22 protein-coding genes are annotated in these 25,952 nt (G+C 56.0%); 6 read left to right on the top strand and 16 right to left on the bottom strand.

Annotated features, from left to right (window positions below; all coding sequences use genetic code 11):
• Positions 1–2: 2 nt before the first annotated feature.
• The 8 genes from bamA to rpsB form a co-directional block, all read right to left on the bottom strand.
• Positions 3–2,291 (bottom strand): outer membrane protein assembly factor BamA, encoded by a 2,289-nt coding sequence (gene bamA, locus ABIE61_RS03415; RefSeq protein WP_354406749.1) that lies wholly within the window; start codon positions 2,289–2,291, stop codon positions 3–5.
• A gap of 50 nt (positions 2,292–2,341) precedes the next feature.
• Entirely contained in the window at positions 2,342–3,700 is a 1,359-nt protein-coding gene (gene rseP, locus ABIE61_RS03410; protein ID WP_354406746.1) for a sigma E protease regulator RseP, read from the bottom strand.
• Positions 3,701–3,710: 10 nt separating this feature from the next.
• Positions 3,711–4,514, bottom strand: a complete 804-nt coding sequence (locus ABIE61_RS03405) for a phosphatidate cytidylyltransferase (protein ID WP_354406744.1) — start codon at positions 4,512–4,514, stop codon at positions 3,711–3,713.
• Entirely contained in the window at positions 4,508–5,272 is a 765-nt protein-coding gene (gene uppS / locus ABIE61_RS03400) for a polyprenyl diphosphate synthase (protein WP_091826879.1), read from the bottom strand. Before uppS ends, ABIE61_RS03405 begins: the two co-directional genes overlap by 7 nt.
• 36 nt (positions 5,273–5,308) lie before the next feature.
• The gene (gene frr, locus ABIE61_RS03395; RefSeq protein WP_091826878.1) at positions 5,309–5,866 is read right to left on the bottom strand and encodes a ribosome recycling factor; all 558 of its coding nucleotides are present in this window, start codon (positions 5,864–5,866) and stop codon (positions 5,309–5,311) included.
• Positions 5,859–6,614, bottom strand: a complete 756-nt coding sequence (pyrH, locus tag ABIE61_RS03390; protein ID WP_091826877.1) for a UMP kinase — start codon at positions 6,612–6,614, stop codon at positions 5,859–5,861. The genes frr and pyrH overlap by 8 nt, the downstream gene beginning before the upstream one ends.
• A gap of 96 nt (positions 6,615–6,710) precedes the next feature.
• Positions 6,711–7,571 carry a translation elongation factor Ts gene (gene tsf, locus ABIE61_RS03385; RefSeq protein ID WP_206836354.1) on the bottom strand — a complete coding sequence of 287 codons (861 nt, stop codon included), beginning with the start codon at positions 7,569–7,571 and terminating at the stop codon, positions 6,711–6,713.
• Between the two features lie 105 nt (positions 7,572–7,676).
• The gene (gene rpsB, locus ABIE61_RS03380) at positions 7,677–8,411 is read right to left on the bottom strand and encodes a 30S ribosomal protein S2 (protein ID WP_091826875.1); all 735 of its coding nucleotides are present in this window, start codon (positions 8,409–8,411) and stop codon (positions 7,677–7,679) included.
• A gap of 290 nt (positions 8,412–8,701) precedes the next feature.
• Here rpsB and map point away from each other — a divergent pair, with 290 nt between their 5' ends.
• Together map and ABIE61_RS03370 are read left to right on the top strand one after the other, a co-directional pair.
• Positions 8,702–9,475 carry a type I methionyl aminopeptidase gene (gene map, locus ABIE61_RS03375; protein ID WP_206836356.1) on the top strand — a complete coding sequence of 258 codons (774 nt, stop codon included), beginning with the start codon at positions 8,702–8,704 and terminating at the stop codon, positions 9,473–9,475.
• A 24-nt stretch (positions 9,476–9,499) separates the two neighbouring features.
• On the top strand, positions 9,500–12,199 hold the full coding sequence (locus tag ABIE61_RS03370; RefSeq protein WP_354406739.1) for a [protein-PII] uridylyltransferase: 2,700 nt from the start codon (positions 9,500–9,502) through the stop codon (positions 12,197–12,199).
• A gap of 11 nt (positions 12,200–12,210) precedes the next feature.
• Here the strand turns inward: ABIE61_RS03370 and ABIE61_RS03365 are convergent, their stop codons facing one another.
• Both ABIE61_RS03365 and ABIE61_RS03360 read right to left on the bottom strand, forming a co-directional pair.
• Positions 12,211–12,672: an LPP20 family lipoprotein gene (locus ABIE61_RS03365; protein ID WP_354406737.1), complete on the bottom strand. Its 462-nt coding sequence runs from the start codon at positions 12,670–12,672 to the stop codon at positions 12,211–12,213.
• Positions 12,672–13,367 (bottom strand): FlgO family outer membrane protein, encoded by a 696-nt coding sequence (locus ABIE61_RS03360; RefSeq protein ID WP_354406734.1) that lies wholly within the window; start codon positions 13,365–13,367, stop codon positions 12,672–12,674. Before ABIE61_RS03360 ends, ABIE61_RS03365 begins: the two co-directional genes overlap by 1 nt.
• 139 nt (positions 13,368–13,506) lie before the next feature.
• Between ABIE61_RS03360 and ABIE61_RS03355 the strand changes: the two genes are divergently transcribed.
• Entirely contained in the window at positions 13,507–14,715 is a 1,209-nt protein-coding gene (locus ABIE61_RS03355; RefSeq protein ID WP_354406731.1) for a flagellar assembly protein T N-terminal domain-containing protein, read from the top strand.
• 55 nt (positions 14,716–14,770) lie between these two features.
• Positions 14,771–14,965 carry a cell division protein ZapB gene (gene zapB, locus ABIE61_RS03350; RefSeq protein WP_354406728.1) on the top strand — a complete coding sequence of 65 codons (195 nt, stop codon included), beginning with the start codon at positions 14,771–14,773 and terminating at the stop codon, positions 14,963–14,965.
• Between the two features lie 47 nt (positions 14,966–15,012).
• Here the strand turns inward: zapB and ABIE61_RS03345 are convergent, their stop codons facing one another.
• Positions 15,013–15,672, bottom strand: a complete 660-nt coding sequence (locus ABIE61_RS03345) for a YiaD family glycine zipper/OmpA-like lipoprotein (RefSeq protein ID WP_354406725.1) — start codon at positions 15,670–15,672, stop codon at positions 15,013–15,015.
• 206 nt (positions 15,673–15,878) lie between these two features.
• Here ABIE61_RS03345 and ABIE61_RS03340 point away from each other — a divergent pair, with 206 nt between their 5' ends.
• Both ABIE61_RS03340 and ABIE61_RS03335 read left to right on the top strand, forming a co-directional pair.
• Positions 15,879–17,795, top strand: coding sequence for a beta-ketoacyl synthase (locus ABIE61_RS03340; protein WP_354406722.1), 1,917 nt, complete (start codon positions 15,879–15,881; stop codon positions 17,793–17,795).
• 26 nt (positions 17,796–17,821) lie between these two features.
• Positions 17,822–18,220 (top strand): hypothetical protein, encoded by a 399-nt coding sequence (locus ABIE61_RS03335; RefSeq protein WP_354406720.1) that lies wholly within the window; start codon positions 17,822–17,824, stop codon positions 18,218–18,220.
• Here the strand turns inward: ABIE61_RS03335 and ABIE61_RS03330 are convergent.
• From ABIE61_RS03330 to ABIE61_RS03310, 5 genes are all read right to left on the bottom strand, one after another.
• Positions 18,214–18,999, bottom strand: coding sequence for a TatD family hydrolase (locus ABIE61_RS03330; RefSeq protein ID WP_354406718.1), 786 nt, complete (start codon positions 18,997–18,999; stop codon positions 18,214–18,216). The genes ABIE61_RS03335 and ABIE61_RS03330 overlap by 7 nt on opposite strands.
• Entirely contained in the window at positions 19,000–20,577 is a 1,578-nt protein-coding gene (locus ABIE61_RS03325; RefSeq protein WP_354406716.1) for a peptide chain release factor 3, read from the bottom strand.
• A gap of 112 nt (positions 20,578–20,689) precedes the next feature.
• The gene (gene folE2, locus ABIE61_RS03320; protein ID WP_354406715.1) at positions 20,690–21,580 is read right to left on the bottom strand and encodes a GTP cyclohydrolase FolE2; all 891 of its coding nucleotides are present in this window, start codon (positions 21,578–21,580) and stop codon (positions 20,690–20,692) included.
• Positions 21,581–21,715: 135 nt separating this feature from the next.
• Positions 21,716–24,796 carry an efflux RND transporter permease subunit gene (locus tag ABIE61_RS03315; RefSeq protein ID WP_354406713.1) on the bottom strand — a complete coding sequence of 1,027 codons (3,081 nt, stop codon included), beginning with the start codon at positions 24,794–24,796 and terminating at the stop codon, positions 21,716–21,718.
• Positions 24,796–25,869, bottom strand: coding sequence for an efflux RND transporter periplasmic adaptor subunit (locus tag ABIE61_RS03310; RefSeq protein WP_354406711.1), 1,074 nt, complete (start codon positions 25,867–25,869; stop codon positions 24,796–24,798). The genes ABIE61_RS03315 and ABIE61_RS03310 overlap by 1 nt, the downstream gene beginning before the upstream one ends.
• Positions 25,870–25,952: the final 83 nt, after the last annotated feature.

Genomic DNA, 25,952 nt, shown 5'->3' with positions numbered 1-25,952 from the left:
CCTTAGAAAGTCTGACCGAGTGCAAACTGGAACACTTCGGTATCGTCATTTTCCTTGTCATTCAGTGGCATGCCCAGTGACACGGACAGAGGACCAATTGGCGTCAGCCAGCTGACGCCCACACCGACAGAATAACGCAGGTCACCCAAGTCCACATCCGCACCACTGCCGGTAGAGTAGACGTTACCGGCATCCATGAATACCAGACTGCGCCAGGCACTCTTATCGTCCAGGAATGGCATCGGGAAAATAAACTCGGCACTGCCGGCGAGCATCAGGTTGCCGCCAAAGGGATCTTCATTGGAATCCTGTGGACCCAGCGAGTTGTTGGAATAGCCTCGCACGCTTTTAAGACCGCCGGCATAGAAATTTTTGAAGAACGGATACTGGTTATCTCCCCAACTGTCGCCATAGCCAGCACGCCCGCGCAGAGCGAAGATCCAGGTCTCATCCTCATCCAGCGGTTTGTAAAAACGGTTGTTGTAGTTGGCACGAAAATAGGTCAAATCGCTGCCCGGCACGGCCACCTCGAAGCTGGCACCCTGAGAATAGCCGCGGCTTGGGAAAAAGCCACGGTTAAGACGGTTATCACTCCAGCCAGCGGTCAGCTTCCAGTTAAAGAAGGAGTCACCCTCATCGTCAATGAAGTCCTTAACCTCAGTTGCGGTCTGGGGGTAAGTGTTGAGCTGGATGAATTCGAGATCACCGCTGAAGCTCAAACGCTGGAAATCATCGATGGGATAGCCAAAGGTAATACCACCTCCCGCTTCATCCGCCGTATAGGAGCTGATATCGTCTTCTTCGTAGTCGCGCTCACGGTAGTAAACGTTAAAGCCGCGGCTCACCCCATCCAACGTATAATAGGGATCCAGGTAGTTGAAGCTGTACTCGGTACGAGTCGAACTGTTGGAAACGTTGAAGCCGATTTTCTTGCCACTGCCCAGGAAATTGTCCTGCTGCACGCCGAGATCAATAATGATGCCGTCATTCTGAGAGAAGCCGATACTGGCCGAGAACTGACCCGACTGCTGCTCTTCGACACTGTACTCAATATCAACCTGGTCATCCGTACCGGGCACCGGACGCGTTTCAACATTGACGGTCTTGAAGTAACCGGTCTTGTCCAAACGGGTACGAGAGCGCTCGATATCCCGAGTAGAGGCGATACCGGCTTCCATCTGCTCCAGCTCCCGCCGGATAACCTCATCCGCCGTGCGGGTATTGCCCTTGATCGCGATACGACGAACATAGGTACGCTTGCCGGGCTCAATAAAGTAACGAATGGATACGGTGTTGTCTTCATGCAGCTCCGGCACGGGGCTTACATTGGCAAACATGTAGCCCTCATCACCAAGCAGGCGAACCAGACGCTCCTGGCTTTGAGTCATATCCTTGCGAGAAAAAACCTCTCCCGACTTAACACTCAGCTCACCCAGCATCACATCCTGAGGTACCACCATTTCGCCGGCCACACTCACATCACGCACTGAGTACTGCTCACCTTCGGTGATGGCAACACTGATATAGACGTGCTTCTTGTCCGGTGTAATGGAAACCTGTGCCGAATCGATCTCAAAGTTGATATAGCCGCGATCCAGATACCAGGAACGCAAACGCTCAAGGTCGCCGGTCAGTTTTTCCCGGGCATAGCGATCATCTTTTTTGTAGAAGGACCAGAAGTTGGGCAACTTTAATGAGAACAGGTCAGTCAGTTCTTCATCACTGAAAACTGTATTACCCACTATGTTGATATGCTGAATCGAGGCAACCTGGCCTTCGCGAATATTGATATTCAACTGTACCCGGTTGCCTGAAAGAGGCTCAACCTCGGTTTGAATATCGGCACCGTAGCGCCCCTGAGAAGTATACACACGCAACAGATCCTGGCTGATCTGATCCAGCGCAGCGCGACGGAACACGTCGCCCTCCTGCAGCCCTGATTGCTTAAGGCCGTTCAGGAGATCCTCTTTTTTAATGACCTTATTGCCATCAATATTAATCAGCGCAACAGATGGCCGCTCCTGCAGGCGTACAACCAGCACACCACCATCACGCTCGACCTGCACATCTGCAAAGTAGCCCGACCGAAACAATGCCTTGACCGCATCCGACAACTGGGAGCGTGTCAGCTCATCACCGGCTGTAACAGGAAAATTACGGAATACGATGCCGGGCTCAACCCTTTGCAACCCTTCCAGACGAATATCGTTCACTTCGAAGGGGAATGCAGCCGCCTGCGCCTGCACCATCCATAGCATCGATACGAAAAACAGACCCAGTTTGCGTTTCATGCACTACTTCTTACGTTAGGTTATCGACTGATAGGAAAAACTGGCGCAGATCAGAACAGCCGTGCCAGATCATTGAGTATCGCCAGTGCCATCAAGCTGAACAGCAACACCATGCCGATTCTCAGACCCAGCATCTGAACCCGCTCACTGACCGGTCGCCCTCGAATCAGCTCGACCGCGTAATAGAGCAGGTGTCCACCATCAAGCATAGGTATCGGCAACAAATTGAGCACGCCGAGACTGATACTCAGATAGGCCAGAAAACTGACAAACGACTCCAGACCTGACGCAGCCGAAGTCCCCGCCACTTTAGCAATGGTTATCGGACCACTCAAGTTTTTTACCGAGATCACCCCAGCAATCATCTTGCCGATGGCATCCAGAGTCAGACCGATCATTTGGCCCGTTTTTTCGACACCCGCCACAAGTGCCTCAATTGGACCATAACTCAGGGTGCGCTGCATTGACTCGGGATATTCAACAGGAGACACGCCAGCACCGATATAGCCTTGCGATCGTCCATCAGGCAGTGCCCGGGTGGCAGGTACCACAGTCAACGTGACGATACGCCTTTCGCGCTCAAGCATGAGTTCAAGCGGCTGCTCAGGCGCTGCCTGAACCTTGTGCACAAGCTCGATCCAGTCCGCCACCGGCTCACCGTCAACTTTCAGCACACGGTCCCCGACCTGAATGCCGGCAGCCCCGGCACGACCGTCTTCAGTCAGCAAGCCGATCACGGCCGGTATTTCCGGTTGCCACGGCATAAGCCCAAGAGCGGTGACCGGTGACTCGCGCTCAAGATCAACATCCCAGCGCTCTATTGGCACCGAATAGCTTCGAGCATAGCCACGTGCAGGCTCGCCCAGCATCAACTCAACACGACCGGTTTCACCCACCCGCGCCGCCAGCCTGAGGTTCACCTCACTCCATGAGCGAACGCTATTGCCATCAACCTCCAGTACCTCATAACCGGACTCCACATTTGCGGAAGCGGCTGGTGAGTCTGGACGTACATCACCCACCACCGGTACGACCGATGAAACTCCGTAAATAAACAAAAACCAGTAGGCAAGGACCGCAAACAACAAGTTAACCAGCGGCCCGGCTGCGACAATGGCGATGCGCTGTAGTACAGGTTTGTTATTGAAGGCCTGAGCACGCAATGACTCTGGAACATCCCCTTCGCGCTCATCCAGCATGCGGACATATCCGCCCAGAGGAATGGCTGCAATGGTGTACTCAGTGCCGTCACGCCCCACACGCATCCAGAGGGGCTTGCCGAAGCCGACCGAGAATCTCAGCACCTTGACACCACAGCGGCGCGCCACCCAGAAATGCCCCCATTCATGTATGGTGACCAACAACCCAAGTGTCACAAGAGTAGCCAGAATCGTCTGCAGCAAGCTCATGATGTCGTTTTCAGACCCCTGTCACAAAATAAAGACCCGCAAAAAATACGGGTGCCGCGGCCGTCAGGCTGTCGATACGATCAAGCACACCGCCATGCCCCGGCAGAAGCTGACCGCTGTCCTTGATGCCGCGCTCACGCTTGAGCATGCTTTCCAGTAGATCACCCAGCACTGACACCATACCCGTCAACAATGACAGCAACATCAGAGTGACCGATGCAATCAGGCTTAGTTCCAGCCAAACGGCAAAGCCAAAACCCGTCAGGACACAAGCCACAAGACCTCCAGCAGCTCCCTCAAGGGTTTTGCCTGGACTGACTGCGGGCAGCAATTTGCGACGCCCCCAGGTCTTGCCAGCCACGTAGGCTCCAATATCAGCCCCCCACACCAGAACAAGAAGCATCAGCAGCAGCGTCAGGCCGTTTTCACCCGCACGCAGAGCAGAAATGGCGTACCAGGCCGGCACCAGCACCAGCAATCCCATCATCAACCTGAACGGTACTCGGCTGTAGCCTGCCGTTGCCGGATATCCTTTCACCAACAGCAGCGCTACCGACCAAAACAGCAGGGCAAGCACGATAGCCACCGACTGACTGCCCGGAACGAATGCCACAACAGTCAGTACCACGGCATGCAAGGCAAGATAAACAAACCGAGAAAACAGAGACAGCCGACACAGGTTGCCCCATTCCCAGCTGCCATACAGGAAAACCACAGCCAGCACGATTTCAAAGGCCGCCTGCGGTAACAGAAAAACAGCCGCCAATGCCAGAGGAGCCAGCACCAGCGCCGTCAAAACACGCTGTTTCAACACTGATTATCAGCCCCCACCTGCTCACTGGTTCTACCAAAACGACGCTCACGAGTGAGATAGGACTGCAGCGCCGCCAGCATCTCCCGCTTATCAAAGTCAGGCCAGAAGCAGTCGGTAAAATAGAGTTCAGTGTAGGCCAGCTGCCAGATCAGGAAATTACTGATGCGCTGCTCTCCACCGGTGCGTATGCACAGGTCCGGCGGCGGCAACTCTGCCAATGAAAGCTGACGAGTAAACAATTCCTCATCGATCTGCTCAGGTGACAACGCCCCCTCAAGACAGCGCTGTGCCAGAGAACGGGCGGCCGATACAATATCCCAACGACCACCGTAATTGGCGGCAATATTGAGCGCAAGCCCAGTATTGGAAGCGGTTTCGGCTTCAGCCTTGCGAATCAGGGCCTGCAGTTCCGGACTGAAGCGCGAAAGATCACCGATAACCCGCAGTCGGATATTGTGACGGGCCAGCTTGCGCACCTCATTTTTGAGCGCAAGCATGAAGAGCTGCATCAACCCACTGACCTCAACGGCAGGCCGCTTCCAGTTCTCGCTACTGAACGCAAACAGCGTCAGCGCTTCCACACCCTGTTCGGCACAGCACTCAATGACAGCACGCACACTGTCCACACCAGCCTTGTGCCCTGCCAATCCCGGCAGTCGCCGCTCTTTGGCCCAACGGTTATTGCCATCCATAATGATGGCGATGTGACGGGGCAGTGAGCGCCCCGGAGGTATCGTCAATTGGTGCTCAACAGCCATGCAGATCCGCGGCGGGGCGTACCCCGCTCCGTTGGTTCAGATTTCCATCAGGTCCGATTCTTTTTGTGCCAGCAGGCTATCCACCTCGGCCACATACTTGTCGGTCAGCTTCTGCACCTGATCTTCGCCACGACGGCTGTCATCTTCAGTGATCTCTTTTTCTTTCAGCAGATCTTTCAGATCACCGTTGGCATCGCGACGGATATTACGGATGGCAACGCGGGCGTTTTCCGCTTCGGTGCGTGCCTGGCGAATATAGCCCTTACGGGTCTCTTCGGTCAGTGCGGGCATGGGCACGCGAATCACATCTCCGTTGGTGCTCGGATTCAAGCCCAGATCAGACTTGTGAATCGCTCTTTCGATATCGCTGACGACCTTTTTTTCCCAGGGAATAATGGTCAGGGTACGGGCATCTTCTACCGAAACGTTGGCAACCTGCTGAATCGGCACATCCGAGCCGTAGTAGGACACCGTAATGCTGTCGAGAATGCTCGGATGGGCACGCCCGGTACGGATTTTCTTGAAGTTTTCAACCAGCGCCTCAGCGCTTTTTTTCATGCGCGCTTCAGCATCTTGAACAATTTCATTAATCATCGTTTTCTCCAGCAACAGAGCCGCTATCAATCAGGGTACCTTCATCGCCACCGAACACCAGATTCACCAGCGCACCGGGCTTGTTCATATTAAACACCCGCACCGGCATATCATGGTCCCGCGTCAGGCAGATGGCGGTCATATCCATCACCCCAAGCTGCTTTTCCAGCACTTCATCGAAACTCAAACGGGTATACCTGCGCGCATCCGGATCTTTCATCGGATCTGCCGTGTACACACCATCAACCTTGGTCGCTTTCAGGACCACGTCCGCTTCAATTTCGATGCCTCGCAGGCAGGCAGCAGAATCGGTTGTAAAGAAGGGATTGCCGGTACCGGCTGCAAAGATTACCACATCGCCCTGATTCAGGTAGCGCATTGCGTTACGGCGATCATACTGATCAACCACACCGCTCATTGGAATGGCGGACATAACACGGGTTGCAATATTGCAGCGCTCAAGCGCATCACGCATGGCCAGCGCATTCATCACTGTTGCCAACATACCCATGTGATCACCGGTAACTCGATCCAGGCCTGCCGCACTCAGCGCAGCGCCACGGAACAGGTTGCCACCACCAATTACCATTCCAACCTGAACACCTATACCTACCAGCTGACCGATTTCCAGCGCCATGCGGTTGAGCACCTTGGGATCGATCCCGAAGTTCTCTTCTCCCATCAGCGCTTCGCCGCTGAGCTTCAGCAGCAGTCGTTTGTATCTGGATTGTTTATCTTTGGCAGGCATGATCTGTCTCCGCGCGGACGAAATGGCGTAAAGTGTAGCAGGAAAGCATGCGGCTGGGCATAAGAGCTACACCCAGCCGGAAAGCGCAGCAGCTGTTTACTTTTTCAGCTGTTCTGCAACCTCAGCAGCGAAGTCCTTGTGCTCGACCTCGATACCTTCGCCAACGGCAACGCGAACGAAGGATACAACTTCAGCACCGGCAGCCTTGGCTACCTGACCTACGGTCTGCTCAGGATTCTTGACGAACGGCTGCTCAACCAAGCTGTTTTCAGCCAGGAATTTCTTGATACGACCACCAGCCATCTTTTCCTTGATTTCCTGCGGCTTACCTTCCATATCCGGCTGTGCCATGATGATCTCTTTCTCACGAACCAGCTCTTCTTCCGGCATATCTTCCGGACGTGCAACACGCGGGTTGACTGCGGTTACGTGCATCGCAATATCGCGTGCCACATCAGCGTTACCGCCATTCAGTGCCACGATGGCAGCCAGACGGTTAGTGCTGTGCACGTAGGCATCAACCTTGTCGCCTTCAACCAGCATCAGACGGCGCACGCTGATGTTTTCACCGATTTTCTGTACCAGCGCTTCACGTGCAGACTCCAGCTCACCTGACATCAGCGCAGCCACGTCTGTTTCCTTGGCAGTAAAGGCCTTTTCCAGCACGGTGTTAACAAAGCCCAGGAAATTGTCGTCACGCGCAACAAAGTCGGTTTCAGAGTTGACTTCAACCGCAATCGCATAGCTGTTGTCATCAGCAACCTTGACCGCTACTACACCATCAGCTGCAGTACGACCGGCCTTTTTAGCCGCTTTCATACCGGAGGACTTGCGCAGATCGTCGATCGCCTTTTCGATGTCGCCTTCCGATTCAACCAGTGCCTTTTTGCATTCCATCATGCCCAGGCCGGTACGTTCGCGCAGTTCCTTGACCATCGCTGCAGAGATATTCGCCATGTCGCGTTCCTCTTTATTAATCGCTTCAATTCAAATTCAAAAAAGGGGAGCCAGGCCCCCCTTTGCACATCCAGACACGTTTACACGCGTCAGTTGTCAACTCTATTACTGAGCAGCTTCTTCAGCGTCGACTTCAACGAACTCGCCTTTGCCAGCATTGGCAGCAGCGCCTTCGATGCAGGCATCGGCAACTGACTTGACGTAAATCTGGATGGCACGCAGAGCATCGTCGTTACCCGGGATAACATGATCGATGCCATCCGGGTTGCTGTTGGTATCAACCACGCCAATAACCGGGATACCCAGCTTGTTAGCTTCGTTGATGGCAATACGCTCGTGGTCAACGTCGATCACGAACAGCGCGTCAGGCAGACCGCCCATTTCCTTGATACCACCGATGGAAAGCTCAAGCTTATCCATTTCACGGCTACGCATCAGCGCTTCTTTCTTGGTCAGCTTGTCAAAGGTACCGTCCTGAGACTGGGCTTCCAGCTCACGCAGGCGACGGATTGACTGACGAATGGTCTTGTAGTTGGTCAGCATGCCACCGAGCCAGCGGTGGTTAACGTAAGGCATACCGGCACGCGCGGCTTCCTCTTTGATCACCTTAGCCGCTGCACGCTTGGTGCCGACAAACATGATCTTGTTCTTGTTGCTGGCCATATTCTGAACCACATCCAGGGCGTTGTTCAGCGCCGGCAGGGTGTGCTCCAGGTTAATGATATGGATCTTGTTACGCGCACCAAAGATGAACTTGGACATCTTCGGGTTCCAGTAACGGGTCTGGTGACCGAAGTGAACACCTGCCTTCAGCAGATCGCGCATTGAAACTTTAGCCATTGTGGTATTTCCTCTAACGGGTTATAACCTCCACATATCCCATCGCCCAACCGCTTGGCGGCACCCTGAACGCATGTGACGATATGTGTGTGTTTTCAGTTGATGTATTTAAAAGCCCCGATCGATGCCTGAGCATCCCTTTCGGGAGCGCGATTTATACCATAGCCGATACACTTTTTGAAGCGCCCTTTGGCTGAACGCGTCTTGTTCGCTACAATAGACGCCAGTTCACGCCCGGCTTCTCGCCCTACAGCCACGGGCATCCCTTCAAGCGCCAAGACCGAGTATTTATGACTATCAAAATCAAGACCCCGGAAGAGATTGAAAAGATGCGTACCGCCTGCCGACTGGCAGCGGAAGTTCTCGAAATGATTGAGCCATATGTAAAGCCGGGCGTGACAACCGATGAACTGAACCAAATCTGCCACGAACACATCGTCAACAAGCAGCAGGCCATTCCTGCCCCGCTCAACTACCACGGCTTCCCCAAGTCGATCTGCACCTCTGTAAATCAGGTGGTTTGTCACGGCATCCCCAATGATAAAAAACTCAAGAATGGCGACATCATCAATATTGATATCACCGTGATCAAGGATGGATACCATGGCGACACCAGCAAGATGTTCTACGTGGGCGATGTTGCCCCACATGCCCAACGTCTCTGTGAAATCACGCGCGAATGCATGCAGAAAGGCATCGAACTGGTTCGTCCTGGCGCACACCTGGGTGATATTGGCGAAGTGATCCAGAAGCACGCCGAGAGCAATCATTACTCAGTGGTCCGTGAGTACTGCGGCCACGGCATCGGCGCTGAGTTCCATGAAGACCCACAGGTACTTCACTACGGCAAAGCGGGCACCGGCGACGAACTCAAGGAAGGCATGATTTTCACCATCGAACCGATGATCAACGCCGGCAAGCGCCACGTAAAACTTAACAAGCGCGACGGCTGGACCGTTGAAACCACTGACCGACGCCTGTCCGCACAATGGGAACATACAGTTCTGGTAACCGCTGACGGTTACGAGATTCTGACCCTGCGCAAGGAAGAGATGGTCGCCTGATTTCACTCTGAACGAGCCCTTTCCATGACCCGTACCGCTCAGCCACTAGAAGCCGCACCGGAGCTGCTGGACCCCAGCCAGCTCCACACCAGCCTGTCCAATCGTGACAGACCGGTCATGAAAGTGCTCAAGGAATCGTTGCGTGAAGCACAACAACGCATGGATGATGCGTTCCGGCAGGGTGAAGACATTCGCCGCCTGATCTATGGCCGCGCCTGGGTACTGGACCAGATCCTTGATGCTGCCTGGTCCCAGTTTGCCTGGCCACCGGCACATCAGGCCGCCCTCATAGCCGTGGGCGGTTATGGCCGCGGAGAACTACACCCCTTCTCTGATATCGACATCCTGCTGCTGTTCGACCAGATCGATCCCAACGAGTGCCAGGACAGCATCAGTGGCTTCCTGACTCTACTGTGGGATATAGGCCTGGACCTGGGGTCCAGTGTGCGCACCATTGACCAGTGTTATGACGAAGCGCGCAACGACATCACCATCGCCACCAACCTGATCGAGTCGCGCACGCTCTGCGGCGATCCTGCCCTGCAGAACGAGATGTATGATCGAGTGACCTCTGAGGGCGCCTGGACCGACAAGGAGTTTTTCAAGGCCAAGCTGGCCGAACAGAAAGAGCGCCACGAAAAAACCAACAACACCGAATACAATCTTGAGCCCAACCTGAAAAACTCGCCCGGAGGCCTGCGAGACCTTCAGACCGTAGGCTGGGTAGCCAAGCGCCACTTTGGCGCCACCTACATCCGCGATCTGGTGGACCACGGCTTCCTGACCGAGCCCGAGCTGGACACCCTGAACAAGGGCGAACTCTATCTTTGGACCGTCCGCTACGCCCTGCATATGCTATGCAAGCGCCGCGAGGATCGACTGCTGTTCGATCATCAGCGTGCACTCGCCACATACTTCGGCTACGAAGACCAGGAAGGCGCTCTGGCGGTTGAGCAGTTCATGAGCAAGTATTACCGCGTCGCCATGGCCATGTCGGAATTCAACGACATGCTGCTGCAACACTTCGACGAGGCGATCCTGCGCATTGACGATGAGCAGAGCATCCAGCCACTGAACAATCGCTTTCAGATTCGCAACAACTACCTGGAAGCAGTCTATGACAAGGTATTCGAGCATCACCCCTTTGCCATCATGGAGCTGTTCGTACTGATGGCCCAGCACCCTGACATTCAGGGGGTTCGCGCCTCAACCATTCGACTGGTGCGCAACCATCGCCATCTGATCGACAACGACTTTCGCAAGGATATTCGCAACACCTCCCTGTTTATGGAGCTGCTGCGCTCACCGGAACGCGTGTCGACTGAACTTAAGCGCATGAACCGCTACGGCATTCTGGGGCTTTACCTTCCCGAGTTCGGCAAAATCGTGGGCCAGATGCAGCATGACCTGTTCCATATATACACCGTGGATGCACATACCCTGAAAGTGATTCAGAAGATGCGTCAGTTCCGTCATCGCGAATACCGCGAACAGTTTTCCATTGCCCACCGTATCGTCAACCAGCTGCCCAAAATTGAGCTGCTGTACATTGCGGGCCTTTATCACGACATTGCCAAGGGCCGTGGCGGTGACCACTCGGAGCTGGGTTCTGACGATGTAATAGCCTTCTGTCGACGCCATCATCTTGGCAAATGGGACACCCACCTGGTGGCCTGGCTGGTACGCAACCACCTGAAGATGTCCATGACGGCGCAGCGACGCGACATTTCAGACCCGGAGGTGATTCACGCTTTCGCCATGGAGGTGCGCGACTTGGTACATCTGGACTACCTGTACGTCCTGACCGTCGCGGATATCAACGCCACCAATCACACCCTGTGGAACAGCTGGCGCGCCACCTTGCTGCGCCAGCTCTATATGGACACCAAACGCTCACTGCGCCGCGGATTGGAAAACCCCATCAACAAGGAAGACCGTATCGAGCAGGTACAGCATGAAGCGATGCTGCTGCTGGCCCGCCAGGGTATTCGAGAGCAGGACATATTCGACCACTGGGCATTGCTGGGGGATGACTACTTCCTGCGAGAAGATGCGCACAACATCGCCTGGCATACACAGGCGATTCTGGAACACGGTGACAGCCCGCTACCGCTGGTCCTGATTCGCAAGACTTCTTACCGCGTCTTTGAAGGTGCTACCGAGATATTCATCTACAGTGAAGATCTGCCTACCCTGTTCCCGGCGACGGTTGCCGCCATGGACCAGCTACACCTTAACATTCAGGATGCCCGTATCATCCTCACCGACCATGGCCGCACTCTCAACACCTACACGGTACTGACGGATGACAACCAGCCACTGTCGGAAAACCCTGAATATCTGGCCAACATCCAGCGCCACCTGACCGAAGAGCTGGACGACCCGGAAGACTACCCCGAGATCATTCAGCGCCGAGTGCCGCGCCAGCTCAAGCTGTTTGCCACACCCACGCGCCTGACTCTGAGCAACGACCCCTCATCTCAGCAAACCATTCTGGAGGTGATCACTCCGGATCGCCCCGGCCTGTTGGCACGCATCGGCCGCATTTTTGTGGAGTTCGGCATTTCAGTGCGCAAGGCAAAGATTTCGAGCATTGGCGAGCGGGTTGAGGACTTTTTCTTCATCACCGACAGCAACAATCAGCCGATCAGTGATCCCGAGCTGTGCCGCCAGCTGCAGCAGGCGATCTGCCAGCAGCTGGATGAGCATGTGCAGAAACAGTAGCAGATCTCGACTCAGCGTGCCGCCTCATGCACCCAGGCGCGCTGAACCTGATTCAGGTCCACCTCCAGCACTGTTGCATAGGTATCGTCCTGTACCGGGTAGCTTTTGACCACCCGTGCGCCACGCACGATACCGGCAACGGCCGTTTTGAAGCTATCGCTCTGCACCACCATGTCCTCGACCCGTGTAGTGCCATACAGATACTGTCCATGTATGATACCGGCCAGCTCCTGATAGGCTCGCAGCTTGGACGCACGCATCGCCATCAACATCCTCTGTTGTTCGGTCTGCCCCGGCTGCAAACTGATCGGCGCATAGCCGGTCGCACTGACCCAGTTCGGCTCTACAGGCGCCTCAATTCGAGGGCTCGCGTGCACGTCCGGCAACGCTTCCGCCACCGTCTTGGCCGAATGCACCACAGTTTCACAACCGGTCAGTACCAACGCCAGCATCATCAGAACCACTGATCTCATCACTGAGAACCTCCAGCCGGACCTTGCCGGTTTTCGATGATCATGCCACGCTCTCGCGCTTCCAGCAGATCGTAGCCGGGCCAGCGTTGCTCCAGGCGGGACAGAGGAATGTGGCTCTGGCCGGAGGCCAGCACCTGACGTGTTGTGGTATCGAGCAATCGAGCGTTAATCACAACACCATCAGGGTGCAGCGCATAGGTACCGGTAAGCACAAAGTAGATTCGATGACGGGTACGCAGGGCCGACATGTTATAGGGCTCGATATCCGGCTTTACACTGGTCACCAGGCTCTGTGCGCGGTAATCAACCAGATTGTAACCCCGCTGCTCCAGCTGAAAAACAAAACTGTCACCCAGCCGTTCGCCCAGTTCGCCCACCTGGCCCGGTTGCAGCAGGTTGCGGAAAGCCAGCACAGCCAGCGGCAGCCGACTGATATTGCTTTTGTCCATGCCTGTTTCCAGCTGATGTGCCATCTGCACAACCGCCTCACTGACAGGGTCCAGTCCATTGCGATCACCCCCTGTCTGTTTCAGCTCGGTTCTGCCGTACGACCACTCTGACCGGGCATCTTCTATTTGCGCAAGCACCTGAGGATGCATGCTGACTACATGAGCCTGGACCGGGCCGGGCCCCTGCTGGGCGCAGCCGGCCAACAGCATCAGCAGACTGCAGGCTGTAAGCACTGCCACTCTCATCAGTTTTGCTCTCTGTCGGGTGTGATTTTTCTGAATGTACCACAAAATGGAGCGATGACAGGAGAGTACCGCCGTCAGCGTTTGCATCGCACTCGCAAATTGCATACCTTTTGGCCAATACCTGAGGACACTGACCATCATGCTGACCCGACTTTGCCGTCTGCTACTGCTCTGCCTGACACTGGCCATCCCCCATGTTGCAGCCATCACCATCGAGGCCGAGGGCTCGGCACCGATTATAAATAATGACCTTGATCAGGCCCGAGAGCTGGCGGTCAGTCGTGCCCGAGAACAGGCCTCCCTTCAGGGCAGCGCCTGGATTTCCACCACACAGGAAGTACGTGACGGCATACTTGAAATTGACAATATGCGCATTAACAGCCTAACCCAGCTCAACAACATCCGCATCATCGATGAATACATCCGTGGCAGCCAGCTGACTGTGCGTATCCTGGCCGAGGTGGAAGCTGAGACCGGCTGCGCCAACGGCCAGCCTCCCCTGGCCTATCGCAAAACGATTGCCATCGGCGGATTCAGTCTCGCCCGTCCCGCTGACGCCAGCCATGGCAATCTGCAGGGCATTCAACAGGGACTGGCCACGATAATCAGTCAGTCTTTGCAACAGAGCACACTTAATGTCATTGACCGTGGCAATCTGCAGTTGGTGGACAACCAGGATCAGCCCCCCCAGCAACTGTCCGAGGGCGCTCTTTCCCGCCACTTGAATCACGCACAACAGCAACAAACCCAGTTCCTGATAACCGGCATTATCCGGGACCTGAGTCTGCACAACCCGGCGGGCCCTCGTCCACCCAACATCCTGCTCGACACCTACCGCAGGCTGGACTTCGCCAGCTCAAAACATCTGCGCAACTTTGTATTGGACCTCTATATTTTTGACACTTTCACAGGCCAGATGATGTGGCAACAATCCTTCGCCACAGCAGGTCGCTGGAACCGCCCGGCACATGAAAAAACAGGCTTCGGGAGCCCCCTGTTCTGGCAGCAGGACTTTGGCCAGAAGGTGGAGACTACCCTGCAGGATATCAGTCGCTATATTGATGAAACACTGATGTGTGAACCGTTCCGCAGCAGCATCACACATACGGAAGGCAATGAGGCATGGATCGGCGCTGGCTCGCTGGCAGGCCTGAAACCGGGTGATCGGCTGAGCGTGTATAGACTCTACACCCATTATGATGCCAATCAGATGCCGATGAGCGAGCTGCGCAACACTCGCCAGACGCTGACTCTGGAAGACGTACAACCCACCATGTCACGGGGCCGACTGCCTGCTGACAGCAACACCCTCAACATCCAGCAGGATGATATTGTAATCGCCCATTGAGCAGCTTAGTCTTGCGACCTTGAATCATCCACACCCATACAGGAGCACCACCAAAATGCAGAGCGGACTCTTTACCGAACTGGAAAAAAAGATTGAGGGATTAATCGAAGAGGTCGAACTGCTGCGACTGGAAGTCAGCGAGCTGCGTGAGAGCAAGACAACACTGGAAGCCGAACGCGAAGGTACTGAGCAGAGTCTGCAGCGACTGCTGGGCAAGTTTGACCGACTTCGGGAAAGCGAAAACCTTTGACAGATATTTGCAGCCGTGCGGAACCAGCGCCCGCACGGCCAGCAGACTCAGCGCTGAGTGCCGCGAATCTTGATCTCGACGCGACGGTTCATCGCCCGCCCCGCTTCAGTGTCATTATTGGCAATCGGGTAACGCTCACCCAGACCGCGCGCATCCAGTCTCAAGTGGCTGACCCCAGCCGAATTCAGGTAGCGTGCAACACTGGTGGCGCGACGCTCCGACAACTGCTGATTGTATTCAAATGAACCGGTTGAATCGGTATAGCCTTCCACTGCAACCTGACTCTTCTCGAACTTGATCAACACACGAGCAACCGAGTCGAGCACCGAGTAAAAAGAAGGATCAACCCGATCACTGTCGGTGGCAAAGGTAATATTGCCCGGCATAATCAGCCGGATGTCATCCCCGACACGCTCCACTCGAACACCGGTACCTTCAAGCTGCTGACGCAGCTGCATTTCCTGCTGATCCATGTAATAACCGATACCACCACCAACAGCACCGCCAATAACAGCCCCTGCCAGTGCGCCCTCATTTCGATCGCCCTTGCCAGCCACGGCTGCACCCAGTACGGCGCCACCCAGAGCACCCAGACCTGCGCCCTTGGTTGCCTGCGACGTTTTAGACTCCTGAGTGTAGGGGTCCAGCGTTGTACACCCACCCAGCAACAATACTGACGCAAGTGAGGTGATCATCAGCTTTTTCATGGTTTCCTCCTGAATACGGTCTCCCGCTCCTCCATATGAAAGAGCAGGCCTGATACCTTTTAGCTCAGAATAGCTTAATAAGAAATGAAAACCAGTATCGCTTTTACACCGGAGTGCATATGGATGCTGGCCAGCGCCAGGATCAGACGATAAAATGCGCTGTTATCCTTCTTTGTCATCCGCGTCACCACTCCGAGGAGTATCTTTTGTCTCAGCTGCCTGTCATTGTCGGTTTTGGTGGTATCAGCCCCGCTGGTCGCTCTTCCTTTCACCAGGGCTATCGTCGCCTGATACTGGATCAGCTGGATGCATCCAGTCGACAGGATACGCTGGTTGATCTGGCAACACTGACCGGGCTTGCGCAGTATGATGCCGGCAGCTACCAGCTGCAGGGTGACACCAGCCAGCACTTCACGGCTGCAGAGCTGGCCAACCGCATTGAACAGCAGGTACGAAACAACACCCTGATTCGCCGCATCCACCCCGATTGGTTCGATGTTAATGCCGTCATGTTCAACCGCCCGGCCAGCATCAAAGGCAGCGATCAAGGCCTGAGTTTCCGCCTGCGCAGCCGCCAGCTGCCGCAGCAAATCCCGGCAAACTGGCAGGTAGAAGAGATAAGTGGCGGTCAGGTTGAGGTACGGATCGACGGCAGTTGCGAACTGATTTTCCCGGATTCCAAACCAGCCCTGGTACAAAGTGCCGGCATGCTGCCGACCGGGTTCGAGCCCGGCAAACTGTACCAGTCACGCAACCATCCCCGCGGCCTGCAGATGGCGGTTTATGCTGCCTCCGATGCACTGCGCTCGATGGGGATCGAGTATCAGACTATTCTGGATCTGCTCTCTCCGGATCAGATCGCAGTGTTCGCCAGCAACTCAATTGGCCAGCTGGATGATCTTGGCTTCGGCGGCCTGACCAAGTTCCCGGCGCTGGGCAAACGCACCACCTCCAAACAGATGCCACTGGGTTATGCCCAGATGCCGGCTGACTTCATCAACGCCTACCTGCTCGGTAACGTCGGCACGACCGGCGGCGCGCTGGGCGCCTGCGCCACCTTTCTGTACAACCTGAAAAGCGGCGTCGAGGCGATACGTACCGGCCGCAGCAAGCTGGTACTGGTCGGTGGCAGTGATGCCCCGGTAACGCAGGAGATCATTGAAGGCTTCCGTGCCATGGGCGCCCTGGCCGAAGACAAACAGCTGATGGCGCTGGATGGTCTTGCCGAGATGGCTGAGGAGCACTACCGCAAAGCCTGTCGTCCATTCGGCAACAACTGTGGCTTTACCATGGGTGAATCCAGCCAGTTCCTGGTGCTGATGAGTGACGATCTCGCACTGGAGCTTGGCGCTGACATCCACGGTGCGGTAGCCGATGTTTTTGTCCATGCCGACGGGCACAAAAAGTCGATTTCGGCACCGGGCATCGGCAACTACATGACCCTTGGCAAGGCGGCATCGCTGATCGGCACACTGTTGGGTGAAGAGTCACTCAAGCAGCGCAGCTTTGTACAGGCACACGGCACCAGCACCCCGCAAAACCGCGTAACCGAATCTCATGTCATCAACGAGACCGCCAAGGCGTTTGATATCCCTGACTGGACCGTCAGTGCCATAAAAGCCTATCTTGGGCACTCACAGGGCACTGCAGGAGGGGATCAGCTATTTGCGTCACTGGGCGTCTGGAAACACGGCATCGTGCCGGGTCTGACCACCACAACCGAAATTGCAGAAGATGTGCACAGCTCCAACCTGCATTTCCCGCTGACCCATAAGAAAACCGGCGCTACAGGGATGGACTCGGTATTGATTAACGCCAAGGGGTTTGGCGGCAACAACGCCAGCGCCGCAGTAATGGCACCCCATGTGGTCGAGCAGCTGCTGACAAGGCGCCACGGCGAAGCCGCCATGAATGCCTGGCGCAAGCGACGCGAGCAGGTACGCGAACAGGCCGAAAGCTATAACCAGTCTGCTATCATGGGTCAGGCAAAACCCATCTATCTGTACGACCACAACGTGCTGACGGGGGATGACCTGCAGATCAGTGCCGATGAAATTCGCCTGCCCGGTTATGCCAACCCGATCTCACTGCAGGTCGAAAACCCATACAAAGACCTGTGCTGAAACGACCATAACAAGGAGGAATCGGGATGAAACAACTGCTGTTACCGGCCGCTGCAGCCCTGCTGCTCGGTGGCTGTGTCAACCTGTCAGGGGCTCTGAAGGAAGACCTGACCGCTGATCAGTTCTATGTCCTGGACACCCGTTACTTCCAGTTTTGCAAGGGCGAAACCCGGCGCTGCCAGGAACTGACGTCCATCGTATCGGTACGTTACAAACTGGGGCCGATTGAAGAAACCTATGGTGAACAGATCAAGGGCCCGAACTACCCCGCCAGCCTGGCAAAGCTGATCCTCACCCCGCCGGATGGCAGCTACAGCAGTGAAGCGGTTGATGCAGAGAAGCGTTACTATCGTGTTCCCGTGAACAGCAAGACCAACACTGTCTGGAACACGCTGGAAGCCGCCTACCGCAGCATTTATCAATAAGGCAGCCGCAACAGACCGGAAGCCGTAGCAGTGGTTACGGCTGAAACTTCTGCATCGTCCATCCCTCGCAGTTGGGCAATGAACGCGGCCACTTCCGCCACACGGCAGGGCTCATTTCGCTTACCCCTGTGCCCCTGCAGTGGCATATCCGGCGCATCGGTTTCCAGCACCAGCCACTCCAGCGGCAGCTCAGCTGCCAGTCTTCTCAATTTACGCGCACGCTCGTAGGTGACAGCCCCACCAAAACCCAGCTTGAAGCCCAGTTTTGCATACTCCCGCGCCTGTTGTTCGCTGCCGGAGAACGCATGCACGATACCCGCCCGGGGCAGATGCTGACGACGCAACAACTTCAAAACCCGGTCGTGTGCTTTCACCGCATGCAGCAATACCGGCAGGTCGTGAGTCTTTGCCAGTTTCAGCTGCGCTTCCAGCAGCTGCTCCTGCTGTGCTGCCCCCTCTTGTCCGGAACGCAACTGTGCAGGGCGAAAGTCCAGGCCGATCTCGCCCACCGCCACTACGGCTCCTGCCGCCAGCGAAAGCATCTCATCCAGCCGTGCCAGATCGTGCTCAATATCATGACTGAAACAGGGATGCAGACCCAAAGCAGGATACAGGCTTGGATCTGAAGCACACAGATCCAGAACCCGCTCAAAGTTATCCACCGTGATCGACGGCACCACAATCTGCTCAACACCCGCAACGTGCGCGCACTCAATTACCGCTGCTCGGTCAGGATCAAAATCAGCAAAATCAAGGTGGCAGATGGTGTCGATCAGCAATCAGTGCTCCCGCGTTGCGCGGAACTGGATATCCGGCCAGCGCTCTTCGGTCAGTGACAGATTTACCCGGGTTGGCGCCAGGTAGGTCAGCAGGCCGGAGCCATCCACCGCCAGATTGTCGTAGCCCTTGCGGCGGAAATCTTCCAACATCTTGTTATCACTGCACTCCACCCAGCGTGCAGTCTGTACGCTGATCGGTTCGTACACGCACTCGACCTTGTACTCGTCCTTGAGACGGAACACCACCACTTCAAACTGCAGCTGTCCGACAGCACCAAGGATCAGGTCGTTGTTCTTCAAAGGCTGGAATAGCTGAACCGCGCCTTCTTCCGACAGTTGCTGCAAACCCTTCTGCAGCTGTTTCATTTTCAGCGGATCGGTCGGGCGTACACGGCGAAACATTTCCGGTGCGAAGTGCGGAATACCGGTGAACTTTAGGCTCTCGCCAGCGGTAAAGGTATCACCGATCTGGATGGTGCCGTGGTTGTGCAGACCGATGATGTCACCAGACCAGGCTTCTTCCACGTTTTCACGATCGCCGGCGATAAAGGTTACGGCATCAGCAATGCGGATATCCTTGCCGATACGCACATGTTTCATCTTCATGCCCCGAGTATAGGAGCCGGAGCAGATGCGCATGAAAGCGATACGGTCACGGTGCTTCGGATCCATATTAGCCTGGATCTTGAAAACAAAACCGCTGAATGCTTCCTCACTGGCCGCTACTTCACGGCTTTCGGTCGGACGCGCCGGCGGTGCGGGTGACCACTGGACAAAATCATCCAGCATCTCTTTCACGCCGAAATTGCCCAGTGCCGTACCGAAAAACACCGGCGTCATTTTACCTTCCAGATAGGCCTGTTGATCCCACTCATGACAGGCGCCCTTGACCAGTTCGAGCTCGTCAACCAGCTCGTCATAGTCATCTTCCAGCAGCGCGCGGGTCTCTTCCGAATCGAGCCCCTGAATGCGCTTGTCTTCCGGCAGCTTGTGGCCCTGACCCGGAGTGAACAGGTGGATGGTATCGGTGTAGAGGTTATACACGCCCTTGAACCACTTGCCGGAGCCAATTGGCCAGTTGATCGGGGCCGCCTGAATCTTCAGCACCTCCTCAATCTCGTCAAGCAACTCGATCGGGTCACGAATATCACGGTCCATCTTGTTAACGAAGGAGAAGATCGGCGTATCGCGCAAGCGACACACATCCATCAGCTTGATGGTGCGCTCCTCAACGCCCTTGGCACCGTCCACCACCATCAGTGCCGAGTCCACAGCGGTAAGAGTACGGTAGGTATCCTCGGAAAAGTCTTCGTGCCCCGGTGTATCCAGCAGGTTGACGGTACGGCCGTTGTACGGAAACTGCATCACGGAGGAGGTGATGGAAATACCGCGCTCCTGCTCCATGCTCATCCAGTCAGATGTGGCATGCCGGTCGCTGCCACGCCCCTTGACGGTACCCGCCACCTGAATCAGCTGACCAAGCAGCAGCAGTTTTTCGGTGATAGTGGTCTTACCGGCATCCGGATGCGAGATAATGGCAAAGGTGCGGCGTTTGGAAACTTCCTGAGCGATGGACATGAATTCGGGTCTTCTGTTCTGGACAGGGACAGGGCATTGCGCCCCGTGTGTGCGGTTGATCGTCAATGGCGGGTATTTTCGCTGATCACACCGGGTTAAACAATGTCCGTTTTCACTCAGCCCAGGCAACAGCATCGTGTGGGTGAAGGCTCTCAAGATGCTTGACCTGAGTACGTGGCGCCCTGAAGTGGGATTGCAGGGCATCCTGTATACGCCGGGCCGCATCCTCCACAAACATCAAATTGGCGCCATTAAGCGCCGCAAACGCCTGCTCATCCGCCCGTTTCACTGCGGTTTGCACCGGTGTCGCAACGGCAGCCTCAATGGTATCAATCAATGCAAGCAGCGCCAGCGAAGGGTCGGTTGCCTTCAGGCCCACGCTGACACGCGCTTCACTGCGCTGGCTGTGCGGCGTTGCCAGTGTAGCGTTGCGGCGAAGCCAACTGGCCATTTCTTCACGATTAAGGGGCTGATCTCCGGGAAAATCGTCAAGAAAGCGACGTTCCACAAGCTGTCGTGCCAGCGCCGCCGAACAGGGACAGGTTGAGGAGTACTCCACAACCACTTCGGCACGCAGACTGAAGCGGCCCTGTACCAGTTGGGCATTCAGCCTGACAGGGTATGATTTCCAGCCCGCCAGAGCCTCAGATACCAGCGCCGCCCGGCGCACCAACAGATTAAACGAAAGACCGATACGCGCACTGCTGCTGTTGCAGTCCCGGTGACTGTCGATCATCGCCTGCAGTACCTGCTGTATGCGCTCAGGTGTCAGCGCATCCTCACCCAGACCATCCAGCAAACGGTAAAGACGCGACATGTGAATACCCTTGATATGCGCAGCCGGCAGATCCACCTGAGCATCGGCACACGCATGCAGACTACGCCGGTAACCCGGCTCTGTCAGCGTAATGGGCAGATCAATGTCCTGCATCCCAACCCACTGCAAAGGGGTCATAAATGGGGCGTCGTCGGTCAAGGACACATCGGGCAGTACTGCATTCATAGGTATGTCGCTCTCAAAAAACTGCGGGTATTCAGCCGACCCACGGGGGTTTTGCCCACAGGCGACCATCAAATTAATGTTATGATATAACACATAATAAGACTTTGAATACCGTTACGCCCCCCCCTCAGTGTATCAACCCTGACTGGACTCGCGCTTGAAACGGGCAAACATCCGCTCTCCCAGCACCAGCATGCAAGGGGTGAGCAATAAAGTCAGCAGGGTGGCAAAGGTCAACCCACCGGCAATGGCGCTGGACAGCTGCGTCCACCACTGGGTCGAGGGCGCACCAAAACCCAGGCTGGGTTCAAGCAGATTGACGTTTACGCCGATCACCATCGGCATCAATCCCAGCACTGTGGTAATGGCGGTGAGCAGTACCGGACGCATGCGCAGACAACCGGTTTCCAATGCTGCATCTACAGGCGACATGCCCTCACTGCGCAACTGGTTGTAAGTGTCGATCAGGACGATATTGTTGTTCACCACAATACCTGCCAGCGCAATGATGCCCATACCCACCATGACAATGCCAAACGACTGGCCATTGACCAGCAGCCCGATCAGAACACCCGCGGTCGAAAACACGATGGCCGACAGCACCAGAAGAGTCTGGTAAAAGCTGTTGAACTGGATCACAAGAATCAGCATCATCAACAGGATTGCAGTGATGAAGGCACTGATCAGGAAGCTGGCCGACTGCTGCTGATCCTCACCCTCGCCCCCAACACTGAGGCTTACACCCTCAGGCAAATTACTGTCACTGGCCTCCAGCAGCGCTTGCAGCCGCTCCGCCACTTGATAGCCTGGCGCAACATCGGCCTGCAGTGTAATGGTCCGCTGACCGTCCACGCGGCGCAGGGTGCCAGTCTTATGAGACGGCTGCAGCGTCACGAAATGACTCAGTGGCATTTGTCCACCATTGCCAGTCAATGTCATGCGCTGCAGCTGATCCAGGCTGCGCCACGACTCGGGCAGGCGCACACGAATATCAACTTCATCCAGCGCGTCTTCAGGCCGCCAGGTAGCCAGCAACAAACCATTACTGACCATTTGCACGGCATTACCGACGGATAGCACATCCGCACCGAAGCGAGCGGCCTCCTCCCTGTCCACCTGCAGCTGCCACTCGATGCCCGGTAGGGCACGGTCATCCTCGATATCCACCAGGCCGCCCAGCTCAACCATGGCACTGCGCACCCGGCTTACCGCCTGATCCAGTGCTGTGCTGTCCTGTGAACTGAGTTTCAACACCACCGGCTTACCGGCGCTGGGGCCCTCCTCCTGTTTGCGAAATTCAAGCTTCAACCCGGGAAGATCAGCGGTTCTATCACGCATGTCATCCAGGATGGTGGCCGCCGGACGGCGCTGATACCAGTCGATCAGCTGAAACTGCAGTATTCCAATCACGTCTTCAGCCATTTGCCCGTCGGCCATGGCAAAACTGCGCGCGTACAGCACCTCGACCTCAGGCATGCCAAGCAAACGCTGCTCTACCCCCTTGACCAGCGTGTCCCGCTCATACACGGACAGATCACCACGGGCGTGAATCAAAACCTGGGCGGACTCCGGCTCCACATCCGGAAAAAACTCAACGCCATGGTTAAAACGACCATAAAAAGCGTAAACCAGAAGCATGGCCAACAGCATCGCCGTCAACGTTTGTCCGGGCCTTGCCAGCAAAAATGCCAGCGTGCGGCGATAGCCACGGCCCAGCCTGCTATTGCGGCTTTTCTGTGGCGACAGGCGCCCACCTCCGCTGACCTGTCCCATAACCGGCAGAAACACCAGTGCCATCGCCAGTGACGCCAGCAGGCAAAGGATCACGGTAGCTGGCAGGTATTTCATGAACTCACCCACGATACCCGGCCAGAACAGCAAGGGCAGGAACACCATAACAGTTGTGGCAACGGAGGCGATCACCGGCCAGGCCATGCGACTGGCAGCACCAGCCCAGGCCTCAGCCGGGTTCATCCCCTGCTGGCGGTTACGATCAGCCAGTTCAGATACCACGATTGCACCGTCCACCAGCATTCCGGCCACCAGTATCAGCGAGAACAGCACAATGATGTTCAGCGTGAATCCCAGCATGTAGATCAGCAGAATACCGGTCAAAAAGGCGCCGGGGATGGTCAGCCCCACCAGTAACGATGAGCGCAGCCCAAGCGCCGCCAGCATTACGATCAACACCAGCACTACCGCCGTCAACACGTTATTGAGCAGATCGGTAAGCAGTTCCTGCACCTCTTCCGACTGATCCATCACGTAGTGCACCTGCACCCCCTCGGGCAGCAGTGGGCGCGCCTGCTCGATCAACGCCTTGATCTGATCAATGGTGTCGATGATGTTGGAGCCGGCACGCTTGGACACTTCCAGCACCACACCCAGTTGACCATTGATACGCGCAAAGCCGGTGGGGTCCTTGAAGGTTCGACGCAGCACCGCCACATCGGAGAAAGTGACGACCCGATCATCTTCCACCTTGACCGGCATGTTGAGCAGATCTTCGATATTTTCGATCACGCCGGGCACTTTCAGCGGCAACCGCCCCGAACCGGTATCAAGGCTGCCGGCGGCGACCAGCCGGTTATTGTTGCTAACCAGCTGGTAGAGGGCGGCATAGTCCACGTTGTAGCTGTCCAGTACCTGAGGATCGACTATGATCTCAAGCAGGTCTTCACGATCACCGCCGATATCCACTTCAAGCACATCGGCAATACCTTCTATTTCCTGCTTGAGCCGACGCGCGGTTCCAACCAGTTCAGCTTCACTCACCGGGCCGGAAAGGGCTATGGACAGCACCGGAAAGAGGGCGATATTGATCTCGTTCACGCTGGGTTCGTCGGCCTCAGCCGGCAGTTCGGTGCGGGCGGTATCAACCTTCTCACGCACATCCGCCAACGCGGTTTTGGGGTCAAAACCGGCATCGAACTCCAGCATCACCGACGCGTGTCCTTCCGCGGCGATGGAAGTCATCTCCTTCACTCCTTCGAGCGATCGCAACTCCTGCTCCATCGGCCGCACCAACAGCCGCTCTGCATCCTCGGGGCTGATCCCTTCAAGGCGCATGGAAACATAGATATAGGGAATGGTGACATCCGGGTTTGCCTCCTTGGGAATTGTCACCCATGAAGCAAACCCAGCCGCAAGCAGGATCAGCAACAACAGCAGAGTGGCTCTGCTGCGGTTCATTGCGGCCCGAATCAGCGCATCCATCAACGCGACTCCGACGCTTGATCAACCTTGACCTGCTGACCCGGCGAGACAAAGCCGCCGCCCAGCGTGATCAACCGAATTTCTTCCGGCAACCCACTCACCCAGCTGCCTTCGGTTCCGGTACTGATAAGCTGCACCGGCGCGAACTGTACCCGGTCGTCCGGCTCCAGATACAACACACCCAACTGACCGCCTTCACCCAGCGTCAGCAGGGCTGTGGAGATCCGGTGAGCATCCACGCTGCCGATATCGATCCGAACCGTGGCACTGGCGCCGGCGATTCTGAGACCTTCAGGGTTTTCCAGCCGTATCTCCACTGTAAAACTTCGGGTGGCGCTATCCGCCTCCCTTGAGATGTGACTGACAACACCGCTGAAAGTACGTTGATCCAGCAAAACCACTTCTGCTCGTTGCCCCAGCTCGAGCCCGGCCACCTGTTGCTGCGGCACCTGCGCTCGCACTCGCAGCACTGCCGTATCGAGCAACCTCCCCCACACTTGACCGGCAACCAGATAATCCCCCAGGTCCACATCGAGACTGTCAAGTACGCCTGCGAAAGGTGCGACCGGACGTGTGTGTTCAAGTTCAAGTTCTGCACTGCGTACTGCCTGCTCAGCAGCGGCCAGCTCACTTTGTAATCGCAACAGGTCGGTTTGTGCATTCAGTCCCTGCCGACGCAAACTCTGTCCTGCTTCCAGCTGACTGCGGCTATAGGCCAGCTGGGCACGCGCCTGCGACAGGCAGCTGCGGCGGTCGTCTTCCGACAGTTGCAACAGAAGATCGCCCCTGGCAACCTGAGCACCCCGCCCTACCGGCAGAACATCGACTGTAGCACTGATCTGTGCACGCAAATCCACACTTTGCCAGGGCTCTACCTGCCCCTGCAGCACAATTTGTCGACGATAGGGCTGAGCCGCACTCAGCCTGGCAGCGACCGTAATCGGCTGTGCTACGGGAGCAGCCGCTTCAGGTGCATTGTCGCGACTGCTGAGCAGTTCTCCGCTGAACAGCCACACCAGCAACGCCAGCGTGAGCAGCAAGGCTAGATGACCAAAACCGGGTTTGAATTTCATGGCCTGACAAGACTCCGTTTCGGGCCTGAATCGGGGGATAAAAACTGGCTTAAGACTACCATTGCCATGGTGCAGGGTCATCC

It is taken from the genome of Marinobacterium sp. MBR-111 (assembly GCF_040547585.1).
Lineage (GTDB): Bacteria > Pseudomonadota > Gammaproteobacteria > Pseudomonadales > Balneatricaceae > Marinobacterium > Marinobacterium iners.
Note: the sequence above shows the minus strand (reverse complement) of the source record. Positions and strands in the feature narration are given on the sequence as shown.